The sequence below is a fragment of the Amaricoccus sp. W119 genome, from assembly GCF_047275745.1.
Lineage (GTDB): Bacteria > Pseudomonadota > Alphaproteobacteria > Rhodobacterales > Rhodobacteraceae > Amaricoccus.
The window spans coordinates 20,311-36,222 of sequence record NZ_JBKQWU010000004.1; the positions used below are offsets into that span (position 1 = coordinate 20,311).

Annotated in this window: 15 protein-coding genes; 8 read left to right on the plus strand and 7 right to left on the minus strand. The window is 69.4% G+C overall.

All coding sequences use genetic code 11. The features are described 5' to 3' along the window. The first annotated feature begins 58 nt into the window (after window positions 1-58). From gltX to ACLJK8_RS04205, 4 genes are all read left to right on the plus strand, one after another. Window positions 59-1,402, plus strand: a complete 1,344-nt coding sequence (gene gltX, locus ACLJK8_RS04190; protein WP_413148846.1) for a glutamate--tRNA ligase — start codon at window positions 59-61, stop codon at window positions 1,400-1,402. A gap of 64 nt (window positions 1,403-1,466) precedes the next feature. After that, on the plus strand, window positions 1,467-1,847 hold the full coding sequence (locus ACLJK8_RS04195; protein ID WP_413148847.1) for a BrnA antitoxin family protein: 381 nt from the start codon (window positions 1,467-1,469) through the stop codon (window positions 1,845-1,847). 622 nt (window positions 1,848-2,469) lie between these two features. Then, entirely contained in the window at window positions 2,470-3,276 is an 807-nt protein-coding gene (locus ACLJK8_RS04200) for a TerC family protein (RefSeq protein WP_413148848.1), read from the plus strand. Between the two features lie 296 nt (window positions 3,277-3,572). After that, window positions 3,573-3,731, plus strand: a complete 159-nt coding sequence (locus ACLJK8_RS04205) for a hypothetical protein (protein ID WP_413148849.1) — start codon at window positions 3,573-3,575, stop codon at window positions 3,729-3,731. A 68-nt stretch (window positions 3,732-3,799) separates the two neighbouring features. Here ACLJK8_RS04205 and ACLJK8_RS04210 read toward each other — a convergent pair whose 3' ends face one another. The 3 genes from ACLJK8_RS04210 to ACLJK8_RS04220 all read right to left on the minus strand — a co-directional run bounded on the left by ACLJK8_RS04210 (window position 3,800) and on the right by ACLJK8_RS04220 (window position 8,403). Next, window positions 3,800-6,064 carry a glycoside hydrolase family 3 N-terminal domain-containing protein gene (locus ACLJK8_RS04210; protein ID WP_413148850.1) on the minus strand — a complete coding sequence of 755 codons (2,265 nt, stop codon included), beginning with the start codon at window positions 6,062-6,064 and terminating at the stop codon, window positions 3,800-3,802. A gap of 94 nt (window positions 6,065-6,158) precedes the next feature. Further along, window positions 6,159-8,273: an ATP-binding protein gene (locus ACLJK8_RS04215; protein ID WP_413148851.1), complete on the minus strand. Its 2,115-nt coding sequence runs from the start codon at window positions 8,271-8,273 to the stop codon at window positions 6,159-6,161. Between the two features lies 1 nt (window position 8,274). Continuing rightward, window positions 8,275-8,403 carry a hypothetical protein gene (locus ACLJK8_RS04220; protein WP_413148852.1) on the minus strand — a complete coding sequence of 43 codons (129 nt, stop codon included), beginning with the start codon at window positions 8,401-8,403 and terminating at the stop codon, window positions 8,275-8,277. A 278-nt stretch (window positions 8,404-8,681) separates the two neighbouring features. Between ACLJK8_RS04220 and ACLJK8_RS04225 the strand changes: the two genes are divergently transcribed. Both ACLJK8_RS04225 and ACLJK8_RS04230 read left to right on the plus strand, forming a co-directional pair. Continuing rightward, window positions 8,682-8,984, plus strand: coding sequence for a DUF2934 domain-containing protein (locus tag ACLJK8_RS04225; protein ID WP_413148853.1), 303 nt, complete (start codon window positions 8,682-8,684; stop codon window positions 8,982-8,984). A gap of 216 nt (window positions 8,985-9,200) precedes the next feature. Then, window positions 9,201-10,109: a DUF1223 domain-containing protein gene (locus tag ACLJK8_RS04230; protein ID WP_413148854.1), complete on the plus strand. Its 909-nt coding sequence runs from the start codon at window positions 9,201-9,203 to the stop codon at window positions 10,107-10,109. A gap of 51 nt (window positions 10,110-10,160) precedes the next feature. Here the strand turns inward: ACLJK8_RS04230 and ACLJK8_RS04235 are convergent, their stop codons facing one another. The 3 genes from ACLJK8_RS04235 to infC form a co-directional block, all read right to left on the minus strand. Next, entirely contained in the window at window positions 10,161-11,054 is an 894-nt protein-coding gene (locus ACLJK8_RS04235; RefSeq protein WP_413148855.1) for a lysophospholipid acyltransferase family protein, read from the minus strand. Beyond that, entirely contained in the window at window positions 11,054-12,424 is a 1,371-nt protein-coding gene (locus ACLJK8_RS04240; protein ID WP_413148856.1) for an MATE family efflux transporter, read from the minus strand. The genes ACLJK8_RS04235 and ACLJK8_RS04240 overlap by 1 nt, the downstream gene beginning before the upstream one ends. Before the next feature lie 188 nt (window positions 12,425-12,612). Then, complete coding sequence (gene infC, locus ACLJK8_RS04245) at window positions 12,613-13,158, minus strand: translation initiation factor IF-3 (protein ID WP_413148962.1); 546 nt, start codon at window positions 13,156-13,158, stop codon at window positions 12,613-12,615. Window positions 13,159-13,531: 373 nt separating this feature from the next. Between infC and ACLJK8_RS04250 the strand changes: the two genes are divergently transcribed. Further along, a complete protein-coding gene (locus ACLJK8_RS04250; RefSeq protein ID WP_413148857.1) occupies window positions 13,532-14,122 on the plus strand; it encodes a hypothetical protein in 591 nt (196 codons plus the stop codon). Window positions 14,123-14,237: 115 nt separating this feature from the next. On the opposite strand, the gene ACLJK8_RS04255 is transcribed toward ACLJK8_RS04250, so the two are convergent. Further along, a complete protein-coding gene (locus tag ACLJK8_RS04255; RefSeq protein ID WP_413148858.1) occupies window positions 14,238-15,440 on the minus strand; it encodes a pyridoxal phosphate-dependent aminotransferase in 1,203 nt (400 codons plus the stop codon). Between the two features lie 138 nt (window positions 15,441-15,578). Here ACLJK8_RS04255 and ACLJK8_RS04260 point away from each other — a divergent pair, with 138 nt between their 5' ends. Beyond that, complete coding sequence (locus ACLJK8_RS04260; RefSeq protein WP_413148963.1) at window positions 15,579-15,839, plus strand: succinate dehydrogenase assembly factor 2; 261 nt, start codon at window positions 15,579-15,581, stop codon at window positions 15,837-15,839. The last annotated feature ends 73 nt before the right edge of the window (window positions 15,840-15,912 follow it).

Genomic DNA, 15,912 nt, shown 5'->3' on the forward strand with positions numbered 1-15,912 from the left:
TCATGCGATGGTCATTTCGGCCGCGGCGGAGTAAGGGAGCGCGCCAAGGAGGCCGCCCATGACCGTCACCCGTTTCGCCCCGTCGCCGACCGGCTACCTGCATGTCGGCAACCTCCGCACCGCGCTCTTCAACGCGCTGACGGCGGCGAAGACGGGCGGGGAGTTCCTGCTCCGTCTCGACGATACCGATCGCGAGCGGTCGCGGCCGGAATACGCGGCGGCGATCGAGGAAGACCTGCGCTGGCTCGGGCTCCACTGGACCCGGCTCATCCGCCAGTCGGACAGGCTCGACCGCTACGCCGCCGCCGCCGAGCGGCTCCGCGCCTCGGGCCGGCTCTACGAGGCCTTCGAGACGCCAGAGGAGCTTGAGGTCAGGCGGCGCGTCGCCCGCGCGGCCGGGCGGCCCCCGGTCTATGACCGCGCGGCCCTGGCGCTCAGCGAGGCCGAGAAGGATCGGCTCCGGGCCGAGCGCGGCGGGCACTGGCGCTTCCGGCTGGATCGGACACGGGTGGACTGGGAGGACGGCATCCTGGGGTCGGTCTCCATCGACGCGGGCAGTGTCTCTGACCCGGTGCTGATCCGCGCCGACGGGCAGGTGCTCTATACCTTCGCGAGCGCGGTCGACGACACGGAATTGGCGATCACCGATGTGACCCGGGGCGCCGATCACGTCACCAACACCGCCGCCCAGATCCAGATCATCGCGGCGCTGGGCGGAACGCCGCCGCGCTTCGCGCATCATTCGCTCCTGACCGGTCCGGAGGGGGAGGCGCTCTCGAAACGGCTCGGCAGTCTCGCGCTGCGCGACCTTCGCGCGGGCGGGACCGAGCCGCTCGCGCTCCTGTCGCTGCTCGCGCGGCTGGGCTCGTCCGATCCGGTGGAGTCGAGGCGCAGCCTTCGGGAGATCGTCGAAGGGTTCGACATCTCCCGCTTCGGCGCCGCGCCGACCCGGTTCGATCCGGCGGAACTCGCACCGCTGACCGCGCGGTATCTCAGGGGGCTGACACTTGCCGAGATCGCGCCGGATCTCATGCGGCTCGGCGTGCCCGAGGCCGAACAGGCGGCCTTCTGGGACGCCATCGGCGGAAACATCGCGACCCGGGCCGAGATCGCCGACTGGTGGCGCGTCTGCGCCGAGGGACCGTCGCCCGGGAGGATCGCGGCGGAGGTCTCGCGGCGAGCGGATCATGCCTTCCTCCATGCCGCCCGCGCGCTCCTTCCCGCGCGGCCATGGGACGGCGAGACCTGGGGGGTCTGGACGGCCGCGGTCAGGGCCGAGACCGGCCGCAAGGGCAGGGCACTCTTCCAGCCGCTTCGGCGCTGGCTGACCGGGCGGGACCACGGGCCGGAGATGGCGCGGCTGATGCCGCTGCTCCGCTTTGTCCCGGATGTGCCGGAATAGGTTCACCTTTCGTCAACCATCATCTGCCTAGGCTGCCGGCTTCTCACAAAAGGAGGGACCGGCGATGGCCGAGCGGAAACGCGCGGAGCGCGGCAAGGGCGTGCGCCCCCGGAAGTCCGAGGTCTTGCCCGCGGAGGTTTTGCCCGTGGCGGAGATCCGGCGCGACCTCGACACGATGGAGACCTGGAACGCCGAGCGCCGGCTGAAGGAACGCGGCCTGCCCGAAGGCTGGGACGCGCTCGCCTGGGACCTGCCGGCGGAACCGGCGAAGACGAAGATGACGCTCCGGCTCGATCGCGAGGTCATCGACTGGTACGCCGCGCTCGGCCCGGATCACGGTGCGCGGATCAACGCTGTGCTGCGCCTCTACATGCTCGGCGTCCAGTCGCGCGAGATCGAGTCGCCCGAGCAGTTCGACTGGCGCGGCACTCCGGTCGCTGGTTAGACCCCCGGTACGGGTCACTCGGACCGACCGGGCGCGGAGACTCCGATGGTCGCCTGTCGTCTGGCACAAGCCGAAGGGGGACGGGACAACATCGTCGGGGTGCCGCGCCGAACACGGGGCCGTATCCCGCGTGCGACCCGCCAGCCCGCGCGTCGGATCAACATTGCCCCCGGCAATATGCCCCGGATTCCGGTCACTTGATCGCGATCGGCCGGCCAATGGGGCCGTGCCTGGCGTCAATCCCGCGCTCGCGTCATCGGCGGCGGCGGGGTTGATCGGGGCGCTACCCGCCCGGCCCTGGCATCGCGACGACGAGCCATTGGCGCTCGGCCGATCCGGATGGCCGCGCGATCCTCAAGGTTCTCCGATCCGGGCCACTCGCACGCGGCGAAGTAGCTGAATTGATGGCGTTTCCGAAGCCATTGCCCATGCCGAGGCAGTCGCTCGGACGATCTGGAAACGGACGGAACGCCCGCTCCCCGAGTTGGCAAGCTGCGACATTTCGCCGCGGGGGACTGCGTGAACGCGCCGCGGCTCCCCAGATGGCCTGAGGGGCGCGGCGCGGTCCGCTTCGCCTCATGCCTGAACTCGTGTCCGAAACAACCAGAGGAAATCAGAACCGATGCCGGAATTACTCGCCACCCACTTCGCCTTCCTGTTCACACCGGAGGGCTGGGCGGCGCTGATCACGCTCGTCGCCATGGAGGTCGTGCTCGGCATCGACAACCTGATCTTCATCTCGATCCTGACCAACAAGCTGCCCGAGCAGCACCGGGTCAAGGCACGCCGCCTTGGCATTGGCGCCGCGCTCATCATGCGATTGCTCTTGCTTGCGACCATCTCCTATATCGTCGCGATGACCGCGCCGCTCTTCACGGCCTTCGGACATCCCTTCTCCTGGCGTGACCTGATCCTGATCGCCGGCGGTCTGTTCCTGATCTGGAAGGCGACGAAGGAAATTCACCACACCGTCGACCCGGTCGACCACAAGGACGATGCGATCAGCCGCACCGTGAGCCTCACCCTCGGCGGCGCGATCTTCCAGATCCTGCTTCTTGACCTCGTCTTCTCGGTCGACTCGATCATCACCGCCGTCGGCATGACTGATGAGCTCGCGATCATGTATATCGCCGTCATGGTTGCGATCGCCGTGATGCTGCTCGCGGCGACCCCGCTCGCGAACTTCATCGAGAAGAACCCGACGATCGTCATGCTGGCGCTCGGCTTCCTGCTCATGATCGGCACGACGCTGATCGCCGACGGTTTCGGCTTCCACGTGCCGAAGGGCTATATCTACTCCGCGATGGCCTTCTCGGCTCTGGTCGAGTTCCTGAACATGATGGCCCGCCGCGGCGCGGCGAAACACGGGGGCGACGAGGAGGAGACCGGCGAGGCGAGCGCCTCGGCCTCCAGCGGCCCCCAGGCCTGATCCGAGGGGCGCCCCTGAGGGCGCTCTCGCGAGATCCCCTCCAGCATGCGAAGGCGCGGTACCGGAAGGTGCCGCGCCTTTCCTTTTCCGGGAGGTGGTGCGCGTTCCCGGGTGCGCGCCAGCACGCGCCTGCCCTGATTGTGTGCGCGGGCGAGAGGATTTTCAGTCATGTTAACGGAAGCTTACGAGGCATGCGCGCCGCGCATGACGGTGTTGTGCCGCGCCTGCTAACAGAGGGGCGGGACGTGCTCTATGTTCCATGGGGTAGAGATTGTTCGCCTGGAGTAAGAGAGACCATGAACCGCGTTTGGAATGCCATCACCTCCACTTTCGCCGCCGTTAGGAGTGCTACGCGCGTCGTCGCCGCCTTTGAAGCGCGGCGTACCCCGTCGGCCAGCGACCTGCGCCGCCTCGGGATCAATCCGGCGGCCTTCGCGCGGATCCGTCACGCCTGAGGCCAGGGGCCCGAGTTCACCTGAGTTCAAGGGCCCCAGATCATCGGCCCGAGATCAAGGGCCCAAGATCAAGGGAGCAGGCGGAACCGTGTGGGCCGTCCGCTCTCCGCGTCCGGAGCGATCCAGAGATCGAAGCTGCCCGGCTCGACCTCAGGGCGCCCGTCCGGACCAAGGTAGAGTAGATTGTCGCGCCGCAGCGTGAAGCGTGCCTCCGCGGTTCCTCCGGCCACGATCCGGTGGCGCTGGAAGTCCAGTAGGACGCGTACGGGTCGCGAGATCCGGGCGACGCGGTCGCGAATGTAGAGTTGTACCAGTTCCTCGGCATCGACGTCGCCAGTGTTGGCGATGGTCACCGCCGCCGTGATCTCTCCGTCCCGGCCCAGGCTGTCGGCGGAAAGGCGCGGGGCCGAGTATGTGACGGTGGCATAGCCGAGACCGTGACCGAAGGGGTAGAGCGCCCGGTTCGGCGCCTCCCGGAAACGGGCCTTGTAGGCGGAACTTTCCCGTGTCTCGGGCCGTCCGGTGGGAAGGTGGGCGTAGTAGTACGGCTGCTGGCCCGAGCGGATCGGGAAGCTGACCGGCAGTCGTCCCGAGGGCGACGCGGCGCCGAAGAGCAGATCCGCGACGGCGTGGCCTTCCTCCGATCCGAGAAACCAGGTGACGAGGATCGCATCCGCCGCGGAGATCGCGCCCGAGAGTTCGAGCGCGCGTCCGCATTTCAGAAGCACCACCAGAGGCTTGCCGGTCGCGGCCAGCGCGCCCGCCAGCAGGCGCTGCGCCGCCGGCACGTCGATCCGCACCCGCGATTCCGCCTCCGCCGACATGAGCGCGTGCTCCCCCGCGACCAGCACCACGACATCGGCGGCCTTGGCCGCCGCGATGGCCTCGCGGATGCCGCCGGGGATCGGCGCCTCGACCTCGCAGCCGCGCACGGTGACGAGGAGGTCGGGACTGGCGAGGGCGGCGCGCAGGCCCTGTTCGATCGCCACCACCCGTTCGTGATCGGCGAAGATCGACCAGGGCCCGACCGCGTTCAGCGTTCCGTCGGCGAGCGGCCCGATCAGGGCGATCCGCTGGTCGCGGCGCAGCGGCAGGACGCCCTCGTTGCGAAGCAGGACGGCCGAGCGGCGCCCGGCTTCTCGCGCCAGCGCGCGAATGTCAGCGCCGCCAATCTCGCGCCGTTCCACCTCCGGATCGCCGCCGCGATAGGGGTCCTCGAAGAGACCGAGCGCGGATTTGACCGAGAGGACCCGCGTCACCGCCTCGTCGAGCCGCCCCATCGGCACCGCGCCCTCGGCCACGAGGCCGGGCAGGTGGGTCACGTAGAGATCGCTCATCATCACCATGTCGATCCCCGCGAGCATGGCGAGTCGCGCCGCGTCACGTCCGTCCTCGGCGAAACCATGGGCGATCAGTTCGATATCGGCCGTGTAATCCGCGACGACGAAACCCGCGAAGCCCCATTCCTCGCGCAGGATGCCCGTCAGCAGCTCGCGATTGGCGGTCGCCGGAATCCCGTTGATCGTGTTGAAGCCCGACATGGCCGAGAGCGCGCCCGCGTCGAACGCGGCGCGGAACGGCGGCAGGTAGATCTCGCGGAGTTGCCGCTCCGACAGGTCGGCGGCGGCGTAGTCGAGCCCGCTCTCCGCCGCGCCATAGGCGGCGAAATGCTTCGGCGTGGCGAGAAGCGACAGCGGATCGGCGAGGCTCGTACCCTGAAAACCCCGGACCCGCGCGGCGGCCATCCGACTGCCGAGCAGCACGTCCTCGCCCGAGCCTTCGACCACCCGGCCCCAGCGCTGGTCTCGTCCGATATCGACCATTGGCGCGTAGGTCTGGTGGACGCCGGACGCGCCGCCCTCGCGCGCCGCCGCCCGCGCCGTCCGCTCGGCGAGGTCCGGGTCGAAGCTTGCCGCCTCGGCCAGAGGCACGGGGAAGACCGTGCGAAGCCCGTGCAGGATATCGGCGGCGAAGAGGAGCGGAATGCCGAGCCGGCTTTCCTCCACCGCGATCCGCTGCACTGCGCGCGCGCCCGAGGCGCCGATGCCGTTGAAGAGCGCGCCGAGGCGCCCGGCCCGGATCTCCGCCGCCGTCCGTGCCTGATCGCTGTCGAAATCGCCGGGGTTGACCCCGCCGGGCCGCCAGCGGAACGGGTCGTTCATCACCGTGAGCTGGCCGGCCTTCTCCTCCGGGGTCATCCGCGCGACCAGATCAGCGACCAGATCCGCGACCCGGGGCGGCGGCGCGGCCAGGGGGACGCCGGCCGCGCCGACGAGCCCCATCGCCACACCGCCGCCGATCACGCTCCGCCGGGTCGTCATCAACCCTCGCATTCGTTCCTCGCATCTCCGTGCCGGCCGCGCGCCGCCTCCGTGCCCCCAAGACGCGTCCCCGCGGAATGCCGCGGAGCCGAGACCGCGGCGGCCATCACCGCGCCCGGGTTCCGCGGTCGGCTTCCCGCGGCCTGATACGCAGCGCCTCGATCTGCGCCTCCAGCTGGCGCTGGTCATAGGGCTTGCGGAGGCGGGGCAGGTCGATCCCGGCGTCCCGGGGCAATTCCGCGTAGCCGGTCGCGAGGATGATGGGAAGATCGGGGCGGAGGTCGCGGGCGGCCTGGGCGAGCTGGGCGCCGTTCATCCGGGGCATCGAGAAGTCGGTGATCATCAGGTCGATACGCTCGCCGCCACCGAGATAGCGCAGCGCGGTCTCGCCGGAATTGGCCTCCAGCACATCGTGTCCGAGGTCTTCCAGCATGTCGACGGTGCTCATCGCGATCAGCGCGTCGTCGTCGACGAGCAGGATGCGGAGCTTGCCCTCCCGTCCGGGCCCCGCGGGCGCGGTTGGCGGTCCGGGGGCGATCGCCTGCGGCTGGGGTGTCTCCGACCCGGCCGGCCTCGCGTTGCCCGGGGCCGGAGCGGCGGCGCCGGAGATGGCCGGAAAGAAGAGCTCGACCACCGTGCCCTGACCCAGCACGCTCGAAAGCCGGAGCTTGCCGCCCAGCTGTTCGGTCAGGCCGTGGATCATCGGAAGCCCGAGCCCCGTGCCCTTGCCGATTCCCTTCGTGGTGAAGAAGGGCTCGGTCGCGCGGTCGAGAGTCGCCTGGTCCATGCCCGATCCGGTATCCGCGACGGCGAGACGGACGAAGGCGCCGGCCAGATCCGGCGGCGACCGCGTGTCGAGCGTCAGCGTCAGGATGCCCCCGTCCGGCATGGCGTCGCGCGCGTTCACCACGAGATTGAGAAGCGCGAGGTCGAGCTGGTTCGCATCGACGCTGGCGCGTACCGGCTCATCGGGCAGTTCGACGCGAAGCTCGATCGTGGTGCCGATCGTGCGCTCGATCAGCGAGGTCATGCCGCCGATGAGCCCGGCGAGGTCGGTGACGGCGATCGAGAGCTCCTGGCGTCGCGCGAAGGCGAGCAGGCGCTGGGTGAGCGACGCGCCCCGCTGGGCGCCCTGAACCGCTCCGTCGATGAGCCGCGCCGCCCTGGCATCCTGACCGACATGCCGGCGGAGCACGTCGAGATTGGCGAGGACCGCCATCAGCAGGTTGTTGAAGTCATGCGCCACCCCGCCGGTCAGCTGGCCGATCATCTCCATCTTCTGGGCATGGACGAGCTTGCGTTCCGCCACCTCGCGCTGCTCGATCTGCTCGAGGGTCAGGCGATGCGCTTCCTCGAGCTCGGCGGTGCGGGCCGCGACGCGCGCCTCGAGCGTCTCGTTCTGGCTGCGCAGCGCGCGCTCGGCGGATTTGCGCTCGGTCACGTTGGAGCAGACGCCGACCAGCTTGCGCCGGCCGCGGATGCGGACCAGCCGGGCGCGGGTCTCGGCCCAGTGTTCGGCGCCATCGGGCCAGCGGGTGCGGTACTCGACCGCGACATCCGACCCGCCGCCGCCGGCCCGGCCGATCGCATCCGCGACCCGGCCGCGATCGTCGGCGTGGATGCTGGCGAGGAGGTCGGCGTAGTCGAAGGGGGCCTCCGGAGGCCGGCCGAAGATCGCGCGCAGGTCGTCGGAGCCCACCAGCGCCATCGTGTCGAGATCGAGTTCCCAGGCCGAGAGCCTGCCGGCGATCAGCGCCGTCGCGAGTCGCTCGCTGGCCTCGGTCGCCGCCTCCATCGCGGACCGGCTCTCGTACTGGCGGTGGCGGGCCTTGAGCGCGGTGCGGGCGAGGCTGAGGAAGGTCGTCGGATGAAAGGGCCGCTCGATGAAGGTGACGCTGCCGAGCGCGTCGGAGAGCCGCGCGGCCTGCGGATCGCGCTCGGTCCCGCCGCCGTGGTGCGTGAGGAGCAGGAAGTTCAGGTCCGACCAGGCGGGCTGGGCCCTTGTCCAGGACGAGGCCGCGTCCAGATCGGCGCCGCGGAGGGTTTCCTCGGCGACCACGGCGAACAACACATTGTCGGCGAGCATGCCGGAGAATTCCTCGAAATCCGCGCCGGATTTCGAGTTGATCCCGATCTCGGAGAGCAGCGCGGCGGCGACCTCCGTGTCTCGCCTGCCGGCGGTCAGTATGAGCGCGTGGGGGTCGATCACCGTGCTTGGCACGTCATTCTCCCATGAGCCGCGTCGGCTGCTCGCCGACGAAGGTCGGCAGGCCGCGCGGCACCCCCTGGAGATCGTTGAGCAACCGGCCGAAGACAAGCTCCGGCTCGGTGATCCCGCGGTCCAGCATCATGTGTTCGTGTCCACCATACGCTTCTTTACCACCGAAATCGCCCGGCGCATCTGCCGCGCGGCCCGGAGATTGCACGGGCATGCCGCGGTGTCGGCGAGGGACCGCATGTCAGCGGCGACATCCCCCGGTGCCGGTCCGCGTCCGCGGGCGCGCGTGCCGCCTGGCGTCGTTCATCTGGCGTGCGCGGAATTGCGCGGTCGCGGCAACCTCGGACAGGCGCTCGCGTTAACCCCGCGAGGCCGCCTTCGGATGGGGGGCGGCAGGCGGGGGAGGAACGGATGACCGATGAACGCGCCATAGAGGATCGCATACGCAACCGGGCCCATGAGATCTGGGAGCGGGAAGGCAAGCCAGAGGGACAGGACCGGCGCCACTGGGACGAAGCGCGTCTGGAGATAGAAGCCGAGGAGCGCGTCGCCTCGGCCTCGTCCCCCGGCGCGGCCGGGACCCTGGATGAAGATTCGGGGGATACTTCCCTGGCGCCCGAGATCTTTCCCGAGGCCGGGGAGGAGGCGCGGAACGACGAGGTTCCGGTCGAAACCGAGGCGGGCCCGTCCCAGCTGGACCGTTCTCCGATGTGAACGCGGCACCTGCGAGCTGCGAAGCCGAAAGCAGCCCGCCCGGCGGACCGGGCGGGTTCGTCATGGTGAGGTGCCTCACCGTGGCGCTCGTCCCGCCCGAAGGCGTCGCGGCGCGGGTCGTTGCGGCTGGGCCACGCCCCGGAAAGATCGCGAAGGCTTGACTGGTCTCGCCGGGCCGGATCGCCTTAGGTACGATCAACCGTACCGGGGAAATCGATGCGCCTTCTCGCCAGCGTCCTGTGTCTTCTGATCGCCGCGCCCGGTTTCGCGGGTGCCCAGGACACGGCCGGCCAGAACACGGCGCCCCAGAGCGCGACGCCTCCGGGCACGTCGTCCCGGAACGCGACACCCGAAGGCACGCCACCCCGGAACGCGACTCCCCCGAGCACCATCGTCCCGGGCCCGGCTGCCCAGGAAGCGTCTACCCAGAACGCGGCTGTCCGAAGCACGGCGGCGTTCATGGCGCCGGTCGAGGTCGAGTCGCCGGGCGAACTGCCGGTCGTCGTCGAGTTCTACACGAGCCAGGGCTGCGTCACCTGCCCACCGGCCGACGCGCTCTTCGGCGAGATCGCGCAGCAGGACGACGTGATCGCGCTGGCGCTGCACGTCACCTACTGGGACTATCTCGGCTGGGCGGACGTCTTCGGCAAGCCCGAGTTCGACGCGCGGCAGAAGGCCTATGCGCGAGTCATGCGGCAACGGACGCTCTTCACGCCGCAGATGGTCATCCAGGGGCAGGATCTGCTGGTCGGCCGCGATGCCAAGACGGTCGAGGACCGGCTGGCCGCGCACCGGGGGCTGGCGGCGGCGGCGAACCTCAGCCTGGAACGACGCGAGGGCGACACGCTCCACGTCGCGCTCTCACCCGCCGGGTCTCCCGCGGGGCCGGCGGATGTCCAGCTCTTCGCCTATGCGCCAAGCTCCGAGGTCGGGATCACCGCCGGCCAGAACGCCGGCCGGACCATCCGCTACTCCAATGTCGTGACCCAGTGGAACACGCTCGCCCAATGGGACGGAGAGAGCGAGCTTGAGTTCGAGTTCACCCCGGCGCCCGAGGGACCGCTCGCCGTGCTGGTGCAACGGCGCGGGCTCGGCAAGATCCTCGCCGCCGGCCGGATCGACTGATCGGCATCGACCGATCGGGCCGAACGGCATTGACGGCACCGGGCGGGGCGATCAGCGTTCCGGCGGCTGGCCTGGAAAGACCTTCACCCAGCGGCGATGCAACCAGAACCACTGGCCCGGGGTCGCGCGAACCCGCGCCGAGAGGCTGTCGGCGGCGGCCTGCGTCATCTCGAGCGGCGTGCCGGGGGGGATGGGCTCCTCGAAGTCGCAGAGGATGGTCCCGTCCGGCTGGCGCGTCGCATAGGCGGGGATCATCAGGACGTCGAATTTCACCGCAAGCTCGGCGATCATCGTGCCGCTCGGGGCCGGGTGGCCGAGGAAATCGATCTCGGCGCCGCGCTTGGTGTACTGGTCCATCAGGACCGCCATGACGCCGCCCTTGCGCACGTGGCGGATCATCTCGCGGAGTCCCGCGTTGTCGCGGTCGACCATCGGCTCGCCGCCGGCCTTGAGGTTCGCGGTGTAATCGGCGTTGAGGTAGGGGTTCTTGAGCGGGCGGTAGATCGCGCCCGCTTCCATGCCCATCGAGCGCAGCATGCCGCGCGCCGCTTCCCACTGGCCGAAGTGGCCGGAGACCAGGAAGACGCCCTTGCCCTTGGCGACCGAATCGAGCATCGCCTGCCAGCCCGGCCCTTCCGGCGCGCGCCAGGGTGCGCGGCGCTGGAAATCCTTCATCGTCATCGTTTCGACGATGGTACGGCCGAAATTGTCGCCGACCCCCTGCCGGACCTCATGGCGCCAGTCGGCATCGCGTTCGGGAAAGATCAGCTTCAGGTTGCCCTCGACGCGATTGCGCAGGCGCGGCACATGATTCACCGCCGCCCGGCCGAGCCAGGAGGCGAGCCCCATGCGGGCCGGGGCGGGCAGGGCGCGGAAGAGGCCGAGCAGCGCCGCCTGCGGCAGATAGGCAAGGTAGCGCGCGGCTTTGGACCGTTCCTTGCCCATCAGGCGCTCCGCCGGTCGAGCAGGGCGCGCAGCCTCAGGCCGAGCAGCACCGCCGCGGTGACACAGCCGAGGCCGGTGGCGATGAAGAGCCCCCTCTCGGCGAGATCGGTGGCGAAGGCGAGGATGAGGCCGAGCGGCACCATCACGCACCAGAGGGCGATGAAGAAGATCAATGTCGTACCCCAGCTGTCTCCGAGCGCGCGGGTGGACTGGCCGAGCACCACCTGCGCCGCGTCGAAGATCATCGACGCGGCGAGGATGAGCATCAAGGGGGCGGCGCGGTCAATCAGCGCCGGATCGTTGGAGAAGAACGCGATCACCGAGGGCGCGAAGGCCACGAGCAGGACCCCGATGACGCCGATGATCATCATCGCGGCCGAGACGCCGGCGGCGCCGGCCGTGCGGGCCTCGCCGATCTCGCCCGCGCCGGCGGACTGGCCGACGCGGACCGCCGTGGCGACCGAGAGGCCGAGCGCGATCATGAAGACCATCGCCTCGACATTGTGCAGGATCGTGTAGGCTGCGAGCGCCGAGGTTCCGAGGAGGCCGGCGGCCTGGGTCATCGCGGCGAAGGCGAAGGTCTCGAAACAATAGGCCGCGCCGCCCGCCAGCCCGATCCGGCGCATCTCGACGCCCGCGGCCCAGCCGCCCGGCCCCCAGATTCCGCCGAAGCGGCCGCGGAAGGCGCGGAATTCGGGCAGCGTCCACATCCAGCCGAGAAGCCCCGCCGCGAGGACGACCCGGCTGACCGAGGCGGCGATCCCCGCGCCATCGGCTCCCAGCGCCGGCAGGCCGAACCGCCCGCCGACGAGCAGCCAGCAGAGGACAAGGTTCACGACATTGGCCACGACCATGACGACGAGGCCGGGCTTCATCCGGCCGGTGCCTTCGAGATAGAAGCTCGCAGCGACGAAGACGATCTGGCAGAGCGCGCCGGGCGCGAGGAGGCGGGCGACGTGGCCCGCGCCGGCCACCATCTCCGGCGAATGGCCGATGAGGCGAAGCGCCGGTTCGGCGAGGAGCATGAGGAGCGTGAGCCCGCCGCCGACGAGCACCGACCAGCCGAGGCCGCGCAGCATGATCGCCGGAAGGTCCCCGGAGCCCGCGCCCTTCTCGCGCGCCGTGGTGGAGATGATCCCGACCATCGCGCCGACGCCGGTGACGACCAGCGGAAAGAAAACCGCGTTCGCGAGCGAGAGCTTCGCGAGTTCGACCGTGTCATGTCGCCCGACGATCACGATCCCCGTCAGCACGAGGATGATGATGCCGGCGCGGCTCAGCACCACGGGCCAGGCGAGGACGAGAAGGGCGATCCAGTGCCGAAGGAGCCGGGTGCCCAGAGGCTCGGGCGCCCCGGTCAGCGTGGTCATCGCGCGCGCTCCGATTCGGAGCCGGCGCCGGGCAGGCACGGCATCGGACAGGTCTCCAGGTCAGAGCTTCCGGGTCAGAGCTTCCAGCTCAGGGCTTTCGCGTCGCGGATGCCGGCGCCTCGGGGCGCCGGCGGATCGCGGATCGTGTCATGCCCGTTCCCGGCGGGGCCCGGGTCGGTATCAGGTCGTCAGTGCCGGGTCGGATTGATCATCATGACCATCTGACGGCCCTCGAGACGCGGAATCGCCTCGACCTTGCCGTGTTCGGTCACGTCTTCCGCCACGCGCTCGAGCAGCTTGCGTCCGAGCTCCAGATGCGCCATCTCGCGTCCCCGGAATCGCAGCGTCACCTTCACCTTGTCGCCGCTGTCCAGAAACTTGAAGACCGATCGCATCTTGACGTCGTAATCGTGCGTGTCGGTGTTCGGGCGGAACTTGATTTCCTTGATATCGATGACGTGCTGCTTCTTGCGCGCCTCCGATTCCTTCTTCTGGGTTTCGTACTTGTACTTTCCGAAATCCATGATCTTGCACACCGGCGGGGTGGCATTGGGCGAGATCTCGACGAGGTCGAGCCCTGCCTGTTCCGCGAGCGCCATCGCCTTTTCCGGGGTAATCACACCGATGTTCTCGCCTTCGGCGCCGATAAGGCGGATCTCGGGCGCGCGGATGCGCTCGTTGACACGGGGGCCTGTGTCGCGCGTCGGGGGCGCGTTGTGGGGTCTGCGGGCTATGGCCGTTACATCCTTTTGATCGTTGCACCGATAAAAAACCGGAGCATCGCCCCGGTTCCGCGTCAAGATAGTGCAAGTTGACCAATAAGTGAAGACTTGCGCCTCATTTGGAGGCGTTTTTGAATCTCCGTCCGGGAACCGATGCCGGTCCGGACAGTTCAACCAGCGATGGCAGGCTGACCCGAGGCGGTCGGGTCCGGGGTGGGTTCGTGTGCGCGATGTCGCGTGCGACATCTGGCGGGGAGCGCGATCGCCAAGATGGACGCGTCGGGGTAGTACGACTGCGCGTTCCGCGATATGCCGATGCCACGCCCGGGCGGCGGCGTTCAGGCCAGGTCCGGGTTGGAGGGAAGTAACCGAAAGGTGATTGTCGATGGGACGAATACTGTTGATCGTGGTCGTGGTTCTGGCCGTGCTGGTCGGCTTCTTCTACTGGGGTGGCGACGAGGCGACCCAGGAAGCGACCGATGAGGCGACGACCTCGGCGGGCGAGGCGGTCGACTCGGCCGGTGACGCCGTGCGCTCCGCCGGAGAGGCGGCCAGCGACGCCGCGAGCGACGCCGTCGACGCGGTCGGCGACGCGGCGCGGTCGGCGACCGACGCGGTCGAGGACGCGGCCAATTCCGCGCAGGAGGCGCTCGACAACGCGATCGATGGCACCGGCGATGCCGCGCAGGATGCGACGGACACCGCGGGCGACGCGGCTGACAGCGCCACCGATGCGGCTGGCGACGCGGCGGACAGCGCCGGCGATGCTCTGAATGACGCGGGTGACGCGGCCGGGGACGCGGTCAATGATGCCGGCGACGCCGCGGGGGATGCCGTGGACAGCGCCGGCGAAGCGGCGGGCGACGCTGCCGACAGCGCCGGAGACGCGGTTCAGGACGCCACCGAAGGCACGCCGGAGATCACGACCGACGATGTCGGCGTGCCGGCGGAGGAGGAGCCCGCGTCGGGTAACTGATCCGGGCAACTGATCGCGGTCACCCCGCCGTCACCCATGTGATCTGGACCCCGGCCAGCCCACGCTGCTGGCCGGGGTTCGCGGTTCGGCCGAAGGTCCCGGATTCGAGTGTCCCTCAGGTCAGCGACTCGCAGAAGCGGCGGATGCGCCGGCAGGCCTCGGTGAGGTCCTCGTCGGCGGCCGCGTAGCTGATGCGGAAGTTGGGGCTGAGCCCGAAGGCGGCGCCGAAGACCACCGCCACGCCTTCCGCGTCGAGCAGCGCGCCCGCGAAATCCGCGTCCGTCTCGATGACCCGCCCATCCGGGGTCCTCCGGCCGATCAGGCCCGCGATCGACGGATAGACGTAGAACGCGCCCTCCGGCGTCGGGCAGATGATCCCCGGGCAGTCGTTCAGCATCCCGACCACGAGATCCCGCCGCCGCCGAAAGGCCGCGCGTGAGGTCGTGATATAGTCCTGCGGCCCCTCCAGCGCCTCGACCGAGGCCCATTGGCTGATCGAGCAGGCATTCGAGGTCGACTGGCTCTGGATCGTGACCATCGCCTTGATAAGCGGCTTCGGCCCGGCGCCGTAACCGATGCGCCAGCCGGTCATCGCATAGGCTTTCGAGACGCCGTTGACGGTCAGCGTGCGCTCGTGGAGCCGCGGCTCCACCTCCGCGGGCGTGCGGAAGACGAAGGGCGCGTAGGCGATATGCTCGTACATGTCGTCCGACATGATCCAGACCTGCGGGTGGCGCATCAGGACATCCGTCAACGCCTTGAGTTCGCTTTCGGAATAGCCCGCGCCGGTCGGGTTCGACGGCGAGTTGAAGATCAGCCACTTCGTCCGCGGCGTGATCGCGGCTTCGAGTGCTTCCGCCGTGATCTTGTAACCGGTCTCCATCTCGCCCGGGACGACGACGGGCGTGCCTCCGGCGAGCATCACCATGTCGGGGTAGCTCACCCAGTAGGGCGCGGGAATGATGACTTCGTCGCCCTCGTTCACGGTCGCCATGAGCGCGTTGTAGAGGATCTGCTTGCCGCCGGTTGAGACGATCACCTGTTCCGGCGCGTAGTCGAGATTGTTCTCCCGGCTGAACTTCGCGCAGATCGCCTTGCGCAGTTCCAGGATGCCCTCCGGAGAGGTGTACCGCGTCTCGCCCCGGTCGATCGCGGCCTTGCCGGCCTCGCGGATGTTGTCGGGCGTGACGAAGTCGGGTTCGCCGGCGCTCAGGCTGATGATGTCGCGCCCGGCCTCCTTGAGCTCGCGCGCCTGGGTCGTGATGGCGATGGTCGGGGAGGGTTTGACGCGCCCGAGCGCGCTGGAAAGGAAGGACATGCGAGAAGCTCCGGTCAGGTCGCGGATGGGCCGTTCTAGTTTCGCCTCCGAAGGCTCCGCAAGGCCCGAAACGCCTTGGCCCGCCGGGACGCGCGGGCTAAGCGGAGCGGCGGAGGGAAGGCGATGCGAGAGGGTAAGATGATGGAGACGGCGGAGAACCGGCTGAGGCGGCTCAGGATGCGAAGCTGGCGCCGGGGCACCAAGGAAATGGACCTGATCCTCGGGCCCTACGCGGATGCGCGGCTCGGAACGCTCGACGGTCCCGCGCTTGACCGCTACGAGGCGCTGCTCGAGGAGAACGATCAAGATCTCTATCTCTGGGTGAGCCGGGGCGAGGGCGTGCCGGACGCGCACGCGGCGGCGCTCGGCGAGGTGCGCGCCTTCCACGACCTCGGGTGAATCGGCCGGTCAGCGCGTTAACATCTTGTACAACATATTGCCGGACCCTCTCCGCGTCAGGTGACAGCGGAGA

Excerpts from the sequence above, each read along its gene's own strand:
- gltX (WP_413148846.1), top strand. The coding sequence starts at position 59 with ATGACCGTCACCCGTTTCGCCCCGTCGCCGACCGGCTACCTGCATGTC.
- ACLJK8_RS04200 (WP_413148848.1), top strand. The coding sequence starts at position 2,470 with ATGCCGGAATTACTCGCCACCCACTTCGCCTTCCTGTTCACACCGGAG.
- ACLJK8_RS04225 (WP_413148853.1), top strand. The coding sequence starts at position 8,682 with ATGACCGATGAACGCGCCATAGAGGATCGCATACGCAACCGGGCCCAT.
- ACLJK8_RS04250 (WP_413148857.1), top strand. The coding sequence starts at position 13,532 with ATGGGACGAATACTGTTGATCGTGGTCGTGGTTCTGGCCGTGCTGGTC.
- ACLJK8_RS04220 (WP_413148852.1), bottom strand. The coding sequence starts at position 8,403 with ATGATGCTGGACCGCGGGATCACCGAGCCGGAGCTTGTCTTCGGCCGG.
- ACLJK8_RS04255 (WP_413148858.1), bottom strand. The coding sequence starts at position 15,440 with ATGTCCTTCCTTTCCAGCGCGCTCGGGCGCGTCAAACCCTCCCCGACC.
- ACLJK8_RS04260 (WP_413148963.1), top strand. The coding sequence starts at position 15,579 with ATGATGGAGACGGCGGAGAACCGGCTGAGGCGGCTCAGGATGCGAAGC.
- ACLJK8_RS04240 (WP_413148856.1), bottom strand. The coding sequence starts at position 12,424 with ATGACCACGCTGACCGGGGCGCCCGAGCCTCTGGGCACCCGGCTCCTT.
- ACLJK8_RS04205 (WP_413148849.1), top strand. The coding sequence starts at position 3,573 with ATGAACCGCGTTTGGAATGCCATCACCTCCACTTTCGCCGCCGTTAGG.
- ACLJK8_RS04195 (WP_413148847.1), top strand. The coding sequence starts at position 1,467 with ATGGCCGAGCGGAAACGCGCGGAGCGCGGCAAGGGCGTGCGCCCCCGG.
- ACLJK8_RS04235 (WP_413148855.1), bottom strand. The coding sequence starts at position 11,054 with ATGGGCAAGGAACGGTCCAAAGCCGCGCGCTACCTTGCCTATCTGCCG.
- ACLJK8_RS04230 (WP_413148854.1), top strand. The coding sequence starts at position 9,201 with ATGCGCCTTCTCGCCAGCGTCCTGTGTCTTCTGATCGCCGCGCCCGGT.
- ACLJK8_RS04210 (WP_413148850.1), bottom strand. The coding sequence starts at position 6,064 with ATGCGAGGGTTGATGACGACCCGGCGGAGCGTGATCGGCGGCGGTGTG.